At 43.2% G+C, this 13,695-nt stretch carries 15 protein-coding genes; 11 read left to right on the forward strand and 4 right to left on the reverse strand.

Annotation, left to right across the window (positions count from 1 at the left end; all coding sequences use genetic code 11):
* On the forward strand, window positions 1–312 hold a 312-nt coding region (locus BUB92_RS06715), incomplete at its 5' end, for an acyl-CoA dehydrogenase family protein (RefSeq protein WP_278280504.1).
* A 28-nt stretch (window positions 313–340) separates the two neighbouring features.
* Here the strand turns inward: BUB92_RS06715 and BUB92_RS06720 are convergent.
* Genes BUB92_RS06720 through BUB92_RS06735 form a run of 4 tightly spaced genes read right to left on the reverse strand, consistent with a single transcriptional unit; the run spans window position 341 to window position 5,286 of the window.
* A complete protein-coding gene (locus BUB92_RS06720) occupies window positions 341–2,644 on the reverse strand; it encodes a xanthine dehydrogenase family protein molybdopterin-binding subunit (RefSeq protein ID WP_200774222.1) in 2,304 nt (767 codons plus the stop codon).
* Window positions 2,619–3,095 (reverse strand): (2Fe-2S)-binding protein, encoded by a 477-nt coding sequence (locus BUB92_RS06725; RefSeq protein ID WP_073091921.1) that lies wholly within the window; start codon window positions 3,093–3,095, stop codon window positions 2,619–2,621. The genes BUB92_RS06720 and BUB92_RS06725 overlap by 26 nt, the downstream gene beginning before the upstream one ends.
* A gap of 1 nt (window position 3,096) precedes the next feature.
* Window positions 3,097–3,903, reverse strand: coding sequence for an FAD binding domain-containing protein (locus BUB92_RS06730; protein ID WP_073091924.1), 807 nt, complete (start codon window positions 3,901–3,903; stop codon window positions 3,097–3,099).
* Window positions 3,904–3,930: 27 nt separating this feature from the next.
* A complete protein-coding gene (locus BUB92_RS06735; protein WP_143156886.1) occupies window positions 3,931–5,286 on the reverse strand; it encodes a uracil-xanthine permease family protein in 1,356 nt (451 codons plus the stop codon).
* Between the two features lie 425 nt (window positions 5,287–5,711).
* Between BUB92_RS06735 and BUB92_RS06745 the strand changes: the two genes are divergently transcribed.
* The 10 genes from BUB92_RS06745 to nuoK all read left to right on the forward strand — a co-directional run bounded on the left by BUB92_RS06745 (window position 5,712) and on the right by nuoK (window position 13,683).
* On the forward strand, window positions 5,712–7,616 hold the full coding sequence (locus BUB92_RS06745) for an ABC transporter substrate-binding protein (protein ID WP_073091928.1): 1,905 nt from the start codon (window positions 5,712–5,714) through the stop codon (window positions 7,614–7,616).
* Window positions 7,597–8,376, forward strand: coding sequence for a Na-translocating system protein MpsC family protein (locus tag BUB92_RS06750; RefSeq protein ID WP_073091931.1), 780 nt, complete (start codon window positions 7,597–7,599; stop codon window positions 8,374–8,376). Before BUB92_RS06745 ends, BUB92_RS06750 begins: the two co-directional genes overlap by 20 nt.
* 333 nt (window positions 8,377–8,709) lie before the next feature.
* A complete protein-coding gene (locus BUB92_RS06755; RefSeq protein ID WP_073091933.1) occupies window positions 8,710–9,069 on the forward strand; it encodes an NADH-quinone oxidoreductase subunit A in 360 nt (119 codons plus the stop codon).
* Window positions 9,060–9,539: an NADH-quinone oxidoreductase subunit B gene (locus BUB92_RS06760; protein WP_073091936.1), complete on the forward strand. Its 480-nt coding sequence runs from the start codon at window positions 9,060–9,062 to the stop codon at window positions 9,537–9,539. The genes BUB92_RS06755 and BUB92_RS06760 overlap by 10 nt, the downstream gene beginning before the upstream one ends.
* A 15-nt stretch (window positions 9,540–9,554) precedes the next feature.
* Window positions 9,555–9,980 carry an NADH-quinone oxidoreductase subunit C gene (locus tag BUB92_RS06765; RefSeq protein WP_073092004.1) on the forward strand — a complete coding sequence of 142 codons (426 nt, stop codon included), beginning with the start codon at window positions 9,555–9,557 and terminating at the stop codon, window positions 9,978–9,980.
* Between the two features lie 24 nt (window positions 9,981–10,004).
* Entirely contained in the window at window positions 10,005–11,102 is a 1,098-nt protein-coding gene (locus BUB92_RS06770; protein WP_423230202.1) for an NADH-quinone oxidoreductase subunit D, read from the forward strand.
* A gap of 34 nt (window positions 11,103–11,136) precedes the next feature.
* Complete coding sequence (nuoH, locus tag BUB92_RS06775; RefSeq protein WP_073091941.1) at window positions 11,137–12,171, forward strand: NADH-quinone oxidoreductase subunit NuoH; 1,035 nt, start codon at window positions 11,137–11,139, stop codon at window positions 12,169–12,171.
* A gap of 17 nt (window positions 12,172–12,188) precedes the next feature.
* Window positions 12,189–12,869, forward strand: a complete 681-nt coding sequence (locus tag BUB92_RS06780) for a NuoI/complex I 23 kDa subunit family protein (RefSeq protein WP_073091944.1) — start codon at window positions 12,189–12,191, stop codon at window positions 12,867–12,869.
* 2 nt (window positions 12,870–12,871) lie between these two features.
* Complete coding sequence (locus BUB92_RS06785) at window positions 12,872–13,375, forward strand: NADH-quinone oxidoreductase subunit J family protein (protein ID WP_073091947.1); 504 nt, start codon at window positions 12,872–12,874, stop codon at window positions 13,373–13,375.
* Window positions 13,372–13,683: an NADH-quinone oxidoreductase subunit NuoK gene (gene nuoK / locus BUB92_RS06790; RefSeq protein ID WP_073091951.1), complete on the forward strand. Its 312-nt coding sequence runs from the start codon at window positions 13,372–13,374 to the stop codon at window positions 13,681–13,683. Before BUB92_RS06785 ends, nuoK begins: the two co-directional genes overlap by 4 nt.
* The last annotated feature ends 12 nt before the right edge of the window (window positions 13,684–13,695 follow it).

The following is a 13,695-nucleotide window of genomic DNA, read 5'->3' on the forward strand; positions in this document are numbered from 1 at the left end:
CAGCAGCAGGCCATTCAGTTTAAACTGGCTGATATGGCAACTAGAATAGAAGCCGCCAGGCTGTTAACCTATCAGGCAGCCTGGCTGGAGAGCAACGGATATCCTTATGGCAAGGCCAGCGCCATGGCTAAAGTTTTTGCTGGCGATACTGCCATGTGGGTTACGACAGAAGCAGTGCAGATCCTTGGTGGTTATGGTTATAGCCGGGAATATCCGGTAGAGCGCATGATGCGGGATGCCAAAATAACCCAGATTTATGAAGGGACCAATGAGATTCAGCGAATAGTAATAGCTAACCATATCCTGAAATAAACCTGAAGAGGCGGCGAAGGCCGCCTCTTTAGCAGTTTAAAGCACGCCAGATTTTTTCTGGAGTTGCAGGAAGTTCTCTTATGCGTACACCGCAAGCATTGTATATGGCATCCATTATGGCAGGGGCTACTGTATTTACTACTACTTCGCCAATTGATTTAGCACCATAAGGACCGGTATCTTCATAACCCGGAGCAAATTCTACGGTTATTTTACCTATATCTCTACGAGTAGGAATTTTATAATCCATAAAATTATCGGTTACTAGTTTGCCGTTGGAGGCATACCTTACTTCCTCATAAAGGGCTAAGCCGATGCCGGTAACGATTCCCCCTTCGGCCTGGATCCTGGCTAGTTTAGGATTGATAGGGGTTCCACAGTCCACAATGCCTACAAATTCTACTACCTCAACCTTACCGGTTTCTAAATCTACCTCTACCTCAGCAAATCCGGCCATATAAGGAGGAGCTTGCTTTTTAGGAACAAAAGAACCGGTGGTAGAAAGCTGAGTATGAAGAAGGTTGTAGGTTATTTTTTTGGAGAAATCAGCCAGGCTTATTTTTTCATCCGTAGCCGAGCAGATGATGTATTTACCGTCAAAAATTATTTTTTCCGGTTGGGTATTGAAATAAAGGGCACCGGTTTTAATTATTTCTTCTTTCATTTTAACGGCGGCTTCAATGACAGCATTACCAGTAGTGTAAGTGGTGCTGGAGGCATAAGCCCCGGTGTCGAAAGGTGTAGCATCTGTATCGGAAGAGTAGACCACAATCTGCTCCAGATCTACTCCCAATGTTTCGGCTGCGATTTGGGCCAGGATAGTTTCGGCACCGGTACCTAAATCAGTTGCTCCTACCAGCAGGTTAAAGAAACCGTCATCATTAAGCTTTATGGTAGCGGCTGCCATATCAATATTGGGAAGGCCGGAACCTTGTTGGGCAATAGCCATACCTAACCCTCTGACTTTAGTCCGACTTACCTGGTATTTAGGATATTTTTCTTCCCATTTTATCAGTTCTTTTCCTCTTTTTACACAGTAATCCAGCATACAGCTGTCCATATACATCGGATCAGGACCGGCCCCTTTGGTAGTCATGTTGATAAGAGGAGTAGTTTCCCCTTTTTTTATCATGTTTATATCCCTTATAAGGGTGGGATCCATATTAAGTTCGGCTGCCAGTTCGTTTACAGCTGATTCTAGAGCATAAGTTCCCTGGGTTACTCCAAAACCTCTGAGGGCTCCACCTGGTACCATGTTGGTGTAGACAGCAGTTCCGCTGAAACGGACCGCTTCTACTTTATTGTAAAGGGGAAGGACTTTTTTACCAGCAGCTCCCAGCGTAGTTTCTGCATGTTCGCCATAAGCTCCTGTGTTGGAAAGGGCTTTTACATCTATGGCTCTTATTTTTCCATCCCGCATAGCTCCGATAGTTACCGTAAATTTCATGGCATGGCGGGTGGTAGTGGCATTAAATACTTCACTGCGAGTGTAAACTATTTTAGCCGGTTTGCCTGTTTTTAAAGTGACCAGGGCGGGATAAAATTCGGCATTTACAGTTTGTTTGGCCCCAAATCCTCCCCCTATTCTAGGTTTTATTACCCGGATCTGGCTGGCCGGTATATCCAGGGCATTGGCCAGTATGCGTCGGGCGTGAAAAGGGATTTGCGTGGAGGCTACTACGACCAGGCGGCCGTAAGGGTCAAGATAAGAGAAAGCCCTTTGGGTTTCCATCATAGCTTGTGCCTGGGGTTGGGTTTTATAGGTGCGGCTAATTACTACTTCACATTCCTCCAGCACTTTTTCTACCTCGCCTAAGGCAAAATTAACCCGGCAGGCTACATTATGCTTAGGATCAAATCCTACGGGCAGGTGGGCAAAAATATCATCTTCCGGATGCACAAGTACTGGATTTTCTTCCGCTGTTTCAAAATCAAGCACCGGTTTTAAGACTTCGTATTCTACTTTTATAAGTTTTAAAGCATTAAGAGCTGTTTTCTCGTCAACGGCAGCTACTATAGCTACGTCATCTCCAACATGGCGCACATATTCATCCAGCAGAAATTTATCATAAGGAGATAATTCCGGATGACATTGTCCGGCCCGAGTAAAAGGTTTGCGGTGAATATTTTGATAGGTAAATATGCATTCTACCCCTGGCAGTTTTTCCGCTTCTGAAGTATCTATCCTTTTTATCCGGGCGAAGGCGTGCGGGCTGCGCAGAACTTTTACTACCAGGGCGCTGGGAGGACAAAGGTCGTCTGTATAAAGAGGTTTGCCTTTAACCAGGCTCATACCGTCAATTTTGTTAAATGGCTTGTTTACTACCCGCACCGTATTTCACCTCCAGATATTTTTTGATAGCTCTGAGCTGTCCTTCATAGCCTGAACAACGGCACAGATTACCGTTTAAATAGTGCAGTATTTGTTCATCAGTAGGCTGGGGAACGCATTTTTCCAGGTAGAGAATACTCATTATTAAACCAGGGCTGCAGTAGCCGCATTGTTCTACCCCTTCTTCTACCAGGAACCTGCCTATAGTTTCGGCAGCTTCCTCTACCCCTTCTAAAGTAGTAACTTCATGTCCATCAAGCCGGCAGGTTAGAACAGTGCAGGATAAGACTGCTTTGCCATCAACATGAACGGTACATACCCCGCAGGTGCTGGTATCACAACCCTGACGCACACTGTTAAAACCCAAATTCCTGAGCGTAGTGAGCAAAATCTCATCAGGAGGCACATCCAGTGTGTAATGACGGCCGTTTATTTTAAGATTAACCACCACTTTATATCACCTCCTGTATTGCTTTTCTTAAGAGAACCTTAGCCAACTCTTTGCGATATTCACTGCTCCCGCGTCCATTGCTGCCGAAACTCAGCTCTTCGGCTATGATTTCACCCGCGTTTTTCAATATCTCAGGGGACAATTCACGTTTCTGGGCGTATTCATTATTCAAGTATTCCATGGTGTTGAGAGCCAAAGCAGCCCGGCCTGGCCTGGCACCTACCACTATCCTGAATTTATCTCCTATTCTGGCTAAAGCCAGATTTAAGATGGCATAATCTCCACGCGAATTGCGCATAGCCTTGAATACTGCTTGCCGATTATCTTTCTTGATGATGACTTTTTCTAGAATGTCTGGCTCTTTAGAACCGTTTTCCAAAAAATATTCCAAATCAAATATCCCCTGTTTATACAATTTCACCTGGGTATCGAGAACATGTAAGGCAGTAATGAAATCTGAGAAACCGTAGCGGGAATAAACTGTCCCGCCTACGGTTACCAGGTTGCGCAGCTGGATGCCAACAATATCGCGTACGGAAAGGGCTAAAATATTGTTAAAATAACGGGCTAAAATTGCTGAATGTTCAACATCGCCAAAAGTTGTCATCGCTCCTAACTCGATAGTGTCTTCATTTTCTCTTATATACGATAAACCGGTTCGCGAAAGATCAATAGCCAGGGGTATATTTCTGGTTCCCAGATTGAGATAGGCACATCCCCCTAAAAGGGTAGCACCTTTCTGGGAGATAAGGTATTGATATGCTTCTTCCAATGAATTTGGTGCCACATATTCTTGAATATTAAGCAAAAGAATCCCTCCTTTGCCGTAAAATGTTTAGTGAGCAGTTTGGGCAGCAGCTTCAACTTTTACCGCAGCTTCTTTTTTATCTTCAGGGAAAACGGCATTCAAAATCAAGGCTAAAATTCCAGCTGCTACTACACCGTCTTCCAAAAAGGCTTTAAGGAATCCAGGCATATGCTCAACTGCAGCAGGTACAAAACTGAAACTCAAGCCTACTCCGAAGGCAATAGCGAGGATCGTGGTGTTGCGGGGAGTAAAGCCCGAACTGGCGATCATTTTCATGCCGGTTATCATAATCATGGCAAATACGATTATAACTGCTCCCCCTAATACACTAGGAGGCATAGCTGCAGCTACGGCACCTACTTTGGGGATAATACCAGCTAGAATAAGGAATATAGCTCCGGTGGCTACGGCAAAGCGATTTACTACCCGGGTAAGAGCTATTATACCTGCGTTTTGCCCATAAGAGTTAAGGGGCATACTGTTAAAGAGGGCAGCCAGAGCACTTCCCAAGGCATCCGCTATTATAGCTCCGCCCATTTCTCTTTCGTTGGCTTCACGATTTTCGGCTACGAAGGTTATAGCTGAGAGATTTCCTATAATTTCCAAGGCTACGATTAAATATACGATGGCAAATTTGATAACTGCATCCAGGTGGAATTCGAAGCCAAACATAAGGGGACGGGGAAAACTTATCCAGGCGGCCTGGGCTACTACATTAAAATCGACTTTTCCCATAGGAATAGCTATGAGATAACCTAAAACCAGGGCGATGAGTATGGCGGCAACGTTTAAAATGCCTTTAGCAAAGCGCTGTAAGAGAATTACGGTGATAAGGACGATGAATCCCAGGAGCAGATTTTCCGGAGAACCGTAATCAGGTTTGCCTACTCCGCCGGCAAAATAGTTTACCCCGACCGGCATAAGCGAAAGCCCAATGGCGATAAGAACCGTACCGGTAACCAGAGGAGGGAAGAAACGACGCAGGTTTTTTATAAATATTCCGAGCAGAAGGGCAGCAAAACTTCCAATGAATGATGCACACAGTATGGCAGCTATACCATAGGCTTTACCAACAGCGATAGCCGAAGGGACAAAAGCAAAACTGGTACCGACAACTATGGGAAGACGTGCTCCTACTGGGCCTATGGGATAGATCTGCACCAGAGTAACGAGACCGGCAAAAATCATAGCACATTGCAGCATGATAACCTTTTGTTCCTGAGGAATGCCTAAAAGATTAGTGATGATTATTATAGGAGCAATATTACCAATAAACATAGCCAGTACATGCTGCATACCAAGCGGAATAGCTACTCCTAATGAGGGTTTACCGTCTAGCTGATAAATGAGTTCTTGATCGCGCATGGTTTTTACATCAGCCATAAAAAACCTCCTTAAAATTTTAATTTATTGTGGGATAGAAGTTTTGGCCAGATTAAATTTTCTTATATCCCCTCCTTTTTGTTTTTTAGCCACCAAAAAAAACCAGGCCAGTTTCAGGGAAGTTTGCTTCCCTAAAACTGACCTGGTTAAAGCCGAACTTTTTGGAGTTCTCTTTAACGTTTGTCAGCCTTGTTAGATTTACATCAAAACGATTATGAGCCAGGAATCGACTAATCCCTGAGGATTTTCGATTTCCCGCCAGCATTTAAAATATCTAATTACTTATTTTTATTAAAGCACGACAGAACGAAATGTGCAAGAGAGAATTTTCGTTTTGCCGAATATCTCGTGACTTATTGACAATAATGTCGAAATTAATACAATTTAAATCAATTAAAATATGGCGCTTTTTATGGAAGATGAAAATGAAGGATAAAAAAAGGTCAAAATTGAAAATTTTTATGAGTTTGCTGCTTCTGTTTTTATTCATGCTGCCGGTTAGGGGGAAGGCAGAAGAGCCGCAAAAGGTAGTTCTTCAGCTTAGATGGCAGCATCAATTTCAGTTTGCCGGATATTATATGGCTCAGGCTCTGGGCTACTATGCAGAAGAAGGACTGGATGTAGAGATAAGATCTGCCTTTACTCCTGAAGGCAAGGTTTTAAATGCACCGGAAGAGGTAGCAAGTAAAAGAGCAGATTTTGGCATAGGAGCTATTGATATCCTTATAGCGGAAGATGAAAAGACAGACTTTATGGTGGTAGCTTCTATTTTTCAGCGCAGCCCTACGGAATTTTTTATGCTGGAAAATACTCCTTACCGTTCTCCGGCTGACCTGGCCGGGCTTAAAATTGCGCGTCGGCGGGATGATTTGCTGGATATTGAACTGCAGGCTCTGCTTATAAGGGAAGGGATTGATCCGTCAGTATTCCCTTTTTGCAACCATGTAGGCAATTTTCAAGTTGAAGACCTGGTGATGGGAAAGTTTGATGTGGTTCCGGGGTATCTGGGAGCTATCAGCTATTATGCGGAAAAAAAAGGGGTAAAACTTAAGCGGATAAAGCCGATTGATTACGGGATAGATTTTTATGGCGACACCATTTTTACCCGCAGAAGCCTGGCTTTAACTAATCCGGAACTGGTAGAAAAATTTCGCCGTGCCAGTATTAAGGGCTGGGAATATGCCTTGAATCATCCGGAAGAAGTAAGCAGATATATAGTGGATAAATACTATCCCCTGGCGGAAGATAAACAGGAGATACTGGAGTTTAATCTTTTTCAGGCCGAAAAGGTAAAAGATTTTACCCTTTATCCAGTGGTGCAGATAGGTAATATAAACCCTTATCGCTGGGAACATATGTATACTACTTTGCGCAACCTGAACCTTGTGCACGATAACATAAATATTAACGATTTTATATTTGATTATGAGAGTATAAAAGAAGAACGTGCCAGGCAAAGGCAAAAACTCGTCAATATATTTACTCTGGTAATGGTTGTGCTATCTCTTTTTGCTTTGACGGTTTATCTGACAGCCCGCCGCACTATGGCTGAGCTGAAGGCTGCTTTCGATAAACAGCTGGAAGAAAACAGACAAAAAGAAGCCCTTATTATCCATCAGGCCCGATTGGCTGCTATGGGGGAAATGATGGCTAATATTGCCCATCAGTGGCGGCAGCCTCTTAATAACCTGGGGCTGGTGCTTACTAATTTAGAAGATGCCTATCAAAATGGCGAACTGACTCCGGCCTTTATGGCAGCTTCGATGGAGAAATCAAGAAGGCTCATAAATAACTTATCCCGTACGATTGAAGATTTCAGGGATTTTTTAAATCCACGCAGCCGGAAAGAAGTTTTTTATGTTTATGAAGCAGTAACTTCTGTTCTCGACCTGATGGAGGAAAACTTGCGCTTTCATAATATCAAAGTAGAACTGAACCGACTTGAAATGGTGTGTGCTTATGGATATGCTAACCAGTATGCTCAGGCGGTATTTAATGTGATAAACAATTCTTTTGAGGTTTTAAAAAACAGCCTGCGCAGGGATAAAAAAATAGTTTTGCGGATTTACAGGGAGCAAGGGATGGCAGTTTTAGAAATAGAGGATAATGGTGGAGGCATAGATGAAGAGATAGGTGATAAGATTTTCCAGATTTACTTTACGACCAAAGAAAAAAGCAAGGGAACAGGTCTAGGTCTCTATATAACTAAAACTATAATTGAGCAGCATATGGGAGGCAGAATAAGCTGGCATAATACCGAAGAAGGTTTGTGTATGCAACTGGCAGTACCGGCCTGGGGAGGGCATGAAGATGGAAACCTACAAGGATAGTTTGTTGAGCAGATGCAAAGTGCTGTATGTTGAGGACGAGGAATTTACCCGGGAAGAATTGGGCTTTTTCCTCAAAAAAAGGGTAGGAAGGCTGATAACGGCTGTTAATGGCGAAGAGGGGCTAAAGCTGGCTAAACTGCATGAGCCTGATATAGCCCTGGTTGATGTGCGTATGCCGGTTATGGATGGGATTACCATGTGCCGGAAAATGCGAGAAGCCGGGATGGACTGTGCTTTTATCATCGCTTCTGCCCTGTCAGATAGTCCGACTATTTTACAGGCGGTCGATGTAGGGATTGTAAAATATATAGTAAAACCGCTTAATCCCAACCAATTGCTGGAGGTATTAGAAAATACTGCTCAGGAAATATGGAGAAGAAGATTTAAAAAACAGGCCGAGGTTAAAGGATGGAGTCTGGAAAGGGAGAAAAGGCTGGAACTGGAAAAGAGGATAAAATCTGCGGTAGCTTATTTTTTAAAATCAGCTACCGGCAAAGGACCGCGTGATATACAGGTTTTTTTAGGTGGTGGGAGCCTGGAAGTCAAGGCGATAGAGGTACTTACTCTGCTGGAACAGAGTATTTTGGCCAGCGGCAAGAACGGGCAGCTGGTTGCCTATCTGCGCCATCTTTTGTACAAGGAAAGGGGAAGTGAACTGGAGGCTATTTTAGGAGAAATTTTATCGGTAAAAGTGAAAATAAGGGATATTCAAGTAGATGTAAATGATAATCGTGATGGTATAATTTTTGACTTATCCTGAAATTGTGTATTGTAAAAAAGGCAGGTTTATGATTAAATAAATTTAACCTTACCAGGATGAGGCTAAAAGCATGAGTGCTGGTTGGCCCATCAGCAGAGGTTTAAAAAAGAAAATAGGCTGGAAATTATTAAAGAAAAGCGGTTTAGCTTTAATAAGCCAGCTCCTGTATGATGACAGGGGCTGGCTTGTTTGTTAATGGACGGTTAATCTTTTTTTAATATTATTTTAAATTATGTTAACAATAAAAAAATAGAATAATGAAACCGGCTGTAGTATTATTAAATGCAAAAGTGTACTCTTTTGTTTCCTATTATCCGCAAAAGGAGGAATAGTATGCTTACAGATTATGCCACTATAGGACTTTTTTTTCTCCTTGCCATCAGTTTCCCTCTGGCAGCTCTGGGGCTGGCAGCCCTGGTTCGCCCCCGTTCTTATTTCAACCGGGAAAAAATGATGCCTTACGAATGTGGTGTGGATACGAAAGGGAAGACCTGGGTGAGGTTTAAGGTAAACTATTTTCTCTATGCCCTGGTATTTCTTGCTTTTGAGGTGGAAACTATATTTTTGTTTCCCTGGGCAGTTAAATTTAATTGTTTAGGCCTTTTTGCCTTTATTGAGATGATAATATTTTTGATTATACTTCTGGTCGGCTTGCTGTATGCCTGGAAGGAGGGTGCTTTGGAATGGTATTAGACCATGATGTAAGGATGCTGGAAAAAAACAATATCATTGTAACTACCCTGGAAAAGATATGGAACTGGGGCAGGGCTCATTCCTTCTGGCCGCTTTCCTATGGCTGTAACTGCTGTCCTATTGAGATGATGGCCTCGGGAGCAGCCCGCTTTGATATTGCCCGCTATGGCTACGAAGTTTTTCGGGCATCTCCCAGGCAGGCGGATCTTCTTATCGTGGCCGGGCCGGTTACGGTAAAGATGAAGCCGGTAGTACAGAGGGTTTATCTGCAGATGCCGGAGCCGAAATGGGTTCTGGCGATGGGCAACTGTGCCATAAGTGGCGGGCCTTTTAAGGACGGCTACAGCGTTTTGCCTGGTTGTGATACTTTTCTTCCCGTAGATGTATATGTGCCGGGATGTCCTCCCCGCCCGGAAGCCCTGTTTCATGGCCTTTTAGAACTAAAGGCCAAAGTTTTAGGCCAAAGATAGGAGGCGAAAAAAGTGATGGGAGACTTGCTAAAGGAAATCAGGAAAAATTTCCCATCAGTTACTATAGAAGAAGATGAATTTCTAACTTTGCGGATTAACGATGGGGGAAGTTTGCTCCCGTTGCTGAAGCTGCTTAAGACAGGGTATGGGTTTAATTATCTGGCCAATCTTACGGCTGTAGATTATAAAGATAAGTTTACGGTAGTTTATCATATCTATAAAATTCCGGAAAACGAAAAGGTTTGTATAAAGGTTGATATAAATCGGGATAAGCCGGAACTGGATTCAGCAGTAAGTTTATGGCCGGCCGCTGATTTTCAGGAACGGGAAGTATATGACCTGATGGGGATTGTATTCAGGGGACATCCTAATCTGGAGCGGATACTGCTTCCTGCTGATTTTGTCGGACATCCCCTGCGCAAGGATTATAAGCCGGCTTAAAGCGGAAAGGAGGGTTAGCCTGTGCTGGAAACAGATTTTATAACGATAAATGTAGGGCCGCAGCATCCCAGTACACATGGAGGATTACATGCGGAAACAGTTCTGGATGGTGAACACATAGTAGATTTGAAAGTACATTTAGGCTATGTGCACCGTTCGGTAGAAAAAATAGCTGAATCCCGTACTTATACCCAGTTTATCCCCTATAACTCCCGTTTAGATTACCTGGCTACCCATCTTCCTACTATGGGCTACTGTCAGGCAGTAGAAAAGCTTTTAGGTATTAGTTTGCCGGAAAGAGCTGAATATATAAGGGTTATTATGGCTGAGCTTTCCCGTATTGCATCACATATGCTTTTTATCGGCAGTCTGGCTATTGATATAGGCGCTACTACCGGACTTATTTACTGTTTCCGGGACCGGGAACGCATTATGGATATGTTTGAAATGACCAGCGGTCAAAGGCTTATATCCAGCTATATGCGTATAGGGGGATTCAATGAGGATTTGCCGGAAGAGTTTTATCCAGCAGTTAAAAGCTTTTTAGATGACCTCCCTTATATGCTGGATGAATACAATAACCTTTTAACCGGCAATGAGATTTTGCAGGCACGCCTTAAAAATACCGGCATTTTATCGGCAGAAGATGCTATTGCCTATGGTGTAAGCGGGCCTAACTTAAGGGCCAGCGGAGTAGCTTATGATATACGCAAGGCAGAGCCTTACGGCATTTACGACCGGTTTGCTTTTGACATACCGGTAGGACAAAAAGGTGACAACATGGATCGGTTTGTAGTCAGGATAAGAGAGATTGAAGAGAGTGCCAGGATAATAAGACAGGCACTTAAAGACATGCCGGAAGGGGAAATAAAGGCTAAGGTTCCCCGGGTTATAAAACCGGAAAAAGGAAAAGAAGTCTATCACCGTATTGAATCTTCCAAAGGGGAATTAGGCTTCTACATCGTAAGTGACGGGGGAGAAAAACCTTACCGCCTGCATGTAAGGGCACCTTCCTTTATAAACCTGGGGGTCCTGCCTCTCATATCCCGGGGAGGCAAACTGCAGGATCTTATTGCTAATATTGCTACCCTGGATCCAGTTTTAGGGGAGGCAGACCGTTAGTTTTACCATAAAAACGGGTAAGGAGAGTTGGTAGATGAAAGGAGCGGAAACTTTTTTTGTTGACCTGGCCCGGGCCATTGTAAACGGACTGGAAAATATGGGCATGTCGGCTTTAGGGGCAGAAATTATACTCCTCATAATAAAATTTGCCTGCATAGCAGGTATCGTAACTGTCAATATTATCATTCTTATCTGGCTGGAACGCAAAATATCAGGCTTTATCCAGCTGCGTTTAGGGCCTAACCGTCTTGGGCCCTGGGGAGTATTTCAGACGATTGCTGATGCTATAAAACTGCTGACTAAAGAAGATATAATTCCTTCCCAAACAGATAAAATCATTTTCCGTACTGCACCGATTGTTTTTATAATCATTTCACTCATGCTTTATGTAGTCCTTCCTTTTGGAGATGGCATGGCTATTGTAGACCTCAATCTGGGGGTTTTGTACTTTATCTCTGTTGGTTCCCTGGGAACGATTGCCCTCCTGATGGCCGGCTGGGGTTCCAATAATAAATGGTCACTGCTGGGGGCTATGCGTTCGGTAGCTCAGATGATAAGCTATGAAATCCCGCTGGTTTTTTCTCTGCTGGCAGTAGTCATGATTGCTGGTTCGCTTAATATGTCAGACATAGTTAATGCCCAGGATAAAATCTGGTTTGTATTTTTGCAGCCCGTAGCCTTTATAACTTATTTTATTGCCGCTACTGCAGAGCTTAACCGGGGTCCTTTTGATATGCCGGAAGCCGAACAGGAACTTACCGCCGGTGCCTATACCGAATACAGCGGTATGCGCTGGGCTCTGTTTTTCCTGGCGGAATATACTAACCTTTTTGCAGTTTCGGCTCTGACGGCGATTATGTTTTTTGGCGGCTTTAAGGGGCCTTTTCTTCCTTCCTGGCTCTGGCTGCCGATAAAAGCTTATATAATAATGCTCGTATTTTTCTGGCTCAAGTGGACTTTACCACGCATACGCATGGATCATCTCATGGCTTTTAGCTGGAAAGTTTTGATACCGGTTACTCTGGCTAATCTCGTAGTTACCGGATGTGTACTCCATTTTCTTAAATAAAAAGGTTGGTGATTAAAATGTGGGGAAGTGGAATTTTAAAAGGATTAGGTATAACCTTCAAACACCTCTGGGAACGAAAGATAACTGAACAATATCCGGAAGAAAGGCCTAAGCTTTATCCCCGTTTTCGCGGACGGCTCATGTTAAATCCGGAAAAATGCATTGTATGCGGCATGTGTGTTAAAAGCTGTCCTAATAATGTTTTAAGCTTTACAGAGGCAAGGCTTAAGGAGAGTAAGAAAAAAGTCCTTACCAGCTATACCATAGATCATCAATATTGCATGTTTTGCAATCTCTGTGTAGAAGCATGTCCTACCAATGGACTTTATTTCAGCCATGACTTTGAATGGGCAGCCTTTAAGCGGGAAGATATAAAAACAGTTTATGAGCCGGACTTAACCGGTTTGGAACTTCTGGCTTTAGAAGAAGGAGAAAAAAAATCAGCGGAAAAAGAAGCGGAAGATAAGCTTTTAAAAGGGGTAAATGCCATGATAGCAGCCATAAAGAAAAACCCGGCCCGGGCTTTAAGCAAAGTAGTAGAAAGCGAGGAAGAAGCCCTGAAACTTTCGGAAATCCTGGGGGATGATGAAAGTAAAATTAAAAAACTGGCAGAGCTTATGGTAAGTGATAAGGAAAAAGCGGCCAAGGTAGCTAAAGCCTTTTTAATCAAAGGGCAGAAAAAGGAGCAGGAGGGATAAAGATGCAGTTATCTGATTTGGTATTTTATGCTTTGGCAGCATTTACGATAATTGCTGCTTTAGGAGTAGTAGCTCTGCCTAATATAGTGCATAGTGCATTATGCCTGGTACTGACGTTTATTGGTGTAGCCGGCATCTACTTTTATTTGGGTGCAGATTTTATCGGACTTATCCAGATTTTAGCTTATGCGGGAGCTATATCAGTCCTTATGATTTTTGCGGTAATGCTTCTTTTGAGCCGGGATGTGAGTGAAAGCAATCCTTCCCATAAAAAAGGCAAATATCTGGCGGCTCTATTTTCAGGCTTATTTGCCTTTTTGCTCGCGCTTTCCATTTACAGCACTTCCTGGGATTTAACAGAGGGGGCTGAAATTGTAGATAGTATAGGCAAGATTGCCTATATGCTCATGGGTGATTATGTAATTGCCTTTGAAGCAGCAGCTATTCTCTTGTTGGCAGCAGTAATCGGAGCCGTTATTTTAGCCCGGGGGGAGGAAAAGAGATGAGTATAGGGATTACCCATTACCTTATTTTGAGTACGATTCTTTTTAGTATAGGAATTTATGGGGTTTTAGCCAAAAGAAATGCGGTGGCAGTTCTTATGTCAATTGAGCTTATTTTAAACTCGGTTAACATAAATTTCGTGGCAGCTAACCGTTTTATAGCCGGAGATGGGATAATGGGGCAGCTTTTTAGTATTTTTATAATTGTGGTGGCTGCTGCTGAAGTAGCAGTAGGCTTGGCCCTGGTTATTGCCGCCGTAAGGCAAAAGAAGAGTGTTAATCTGGATGATTATAATATCCTGAAGTGGTAAGGGGGGAGATTA

The organism is Thermosyntropha lipolytica DSM 11003 (genome assembly GCF_900129805.1).
Lineage (GTDB): Bacteria > Bacillota > Syntrophomonadia > Syntrophomonadales > Syntrophomonadaceae > Thermosyntropha > Thermosyntropha lipolytica.

Coding starts and splice junctions, on each gene's coding strand:
- BUB92_RS06750 (WP_073091931.1), top strand. CDS start 7,597: ATGGAAACCTACAAGGATAGTTTGTTGAGCAGATGCAAAGTGCTGTAT.
- BUB92_RS06745 (WP_073091928.1), top strand. CDS start 5,712: ATGAAGGATAAAAAAAGGTCAAAATTGAAAATTTTTATGAGTTTGCTG.
- BUB92_RS06765 (WP_073092004.1), top strand. CDS start 9,555: ATGGGAGACTTGCTAAAGGAAATCAGGAAAAATTTCCCATCAGTTACT.
- nuoH (WP_073091941.1), top strand. CDS start 11,137: ATGAAAGGAGCGGAAACTTTTTTTGTTGACCTGGCCCGGGCCATTGTA.
- nuoK (WP_073091951.1), top strand. CDS start 13,372: ATGAGTATAGGGATTACCCATTACCTTATTTTGAGTACGATTCTTTTT.
- BUB92_RS06760 (WP_073091936.1), top strand. CDS start 9,060: ATGGTATTAGACCATGATGTAAGGATGCTGGAAAAAAACAATATCATT.
- BUB92_RS06780 (WP_073091944.1), top strand. CDS start 12,189: ATGTGGGGAAGTGGAATTTTAAAAGGATTAGGTATAACCTTCAAACAC.
- BUB92_RS06735 (WP_143156886.1), bottom strand. CDS start 5,286: ATGGCTGATGTAAAAACCATGCGCGATCAAGAACTCATTTATCAGCTA.
- BUB92_RS06785 (WP_073091947.1), top strand. CDS start 12,872: ATGCAGTTATCTGATTTGGTATTTTATGCTTTGGCAGCATTTACGATA.
- BUB92_RS06755 (WP_073091933.1), top strand. CDS start 8,710: ATGCTTACAGATTATGCCACTATAGGACTTTTTTTTCTCCTTGCCATC.